General features: G+C 40.6%; 1 protein-coding gene. It reads left to right on the top strand.

What is annotated here, in order from left to right; genetic code table 11:
- Window positions 1–108: 108 nt before the first annotated feature.
- Window positions 109–1,272 (top strand): IS256 family transposase, encoded by a 1,164-nt coding sequence (locus MSP8886_RS21765; RefSeq protein WP_067021209.1) that lies wholly within the window; start codon window positions 109–111, stop codon window positions 1,270–1,272.
- The last annotated feature ends 55 nt before the right edge of the window (window positions 1,273–1,327 follow it).

Genomic DNA, 1,327 nt, shown 5'->3' with positions numbered 1-1,327 from the left:
CATACCGTCCCAATAAGTGTGTCTGACAAGGTGTTGTAATAGATGCCTCTCTCTCATTAAATGATTTTATTTCGACCAAAAAACAAGCCATTTAACAAAAGAGAGACTATGGATACTTTAAAACTAAACCACACTCAGATACAAGCCGCTGTTGATCAACTTACGTCACAACAAGACGGTGTGAATCGGTTGTTAGAGATGGCCATGAACAGCCTAATGAAGGCAGAACGTAGCGCCTATTTAGAGGCGGCAACAAAAGGGAATAAAGCCAACGGTTACCGTTCTGTGACTGGCTATGGTATTGGCGACTCACTATCTTTGCAAATCCCCAGGGATCGCTTAGGAAGTTTTAAGCCAACCTTGCTTAATGTTATGAAGGATCAAACAGACTCACTCAATGAGCTTTGTTTTGAGCTTTATGCAAAAGGATTGACCACTCGTGATATAGAGTCCATTACAGAAACAATATACGGACAACACCTGTCAAAAAGTCAAATATCACGTATCACCAGTAGCTTATCAGAAGCTATGCAAGCCTTTAGAGACCGTCCTTTAAATGAGTACTATCCTATACTCTATTTGGATGCCACGTTTGTCAAAACAAAGCGAGAGCGTGTTTCCAGCGAAGCCTATTACATTGCCCTGGCAGTACTGCCAGATATGACTCGAGAAGTGATTGGCATCTACAACGCGCCAACAGAATCGGCGAGTTTTTGGGATGAGATATGCCAAGACTTGAAGCGTCGAGGTTTGAGGCAGGTTGATCTGTTCGTCACTGACAATTTAACAGAGCTAGACAGTACGATAGAAAAGCATTTCAATGCCGCTATACAGAAATGTGTTTTACACTTGAAACGCTCTATTCTCAATAAAACGAAGAAACAACATCGTTTAGAAATGGCATCAGATCTTAATGCGGTTTTTCAGCTAGATAATCGAGAAGATACAAAAGAAGCGTTATTAAAGCGAGCCCAAGACGTCTCATTGAAGTGGAGAAACTATTATCCGCACTTGAAACGTCTAGAAGATGGGGATTGGTTATCTTATTATGCAACCTATCTGGATTTTGAGTATGAGATCCGTAATATGATCTATACAACGAACTGGATTGAGCGGTTGAATAAAGCGTTCAAACGAACCCTAAAAATTCGAAATTCAATGCCCAATGTGGAATCGGTCTTAACACTTTTAAGCAAAGTGGCAATTGATATGAACAGTTCGACTTATCGTCATCCGGTCAGTCGTTTTCAGAAAAGCCACCTGTTTAAGTAAAGAGTGAAATAGATGAATTGAATGTGAGAAAAGACACACTTTTTGGGACGGTACC

Origin of the sequence: Marinomonas spartinae, from assembly GCF_900089775.1 — a bacterium.
Taxonomy (GTDB): Bacteria; Pseudomonadota; Gammaproteobacteria; order Pseudomonadales; family Marinomonadaceae; genus Marinomonas; species Marinomonas spartinae.
This window is presented reverse-complemented; position numbering and strand designations above follow the sequence as displayed.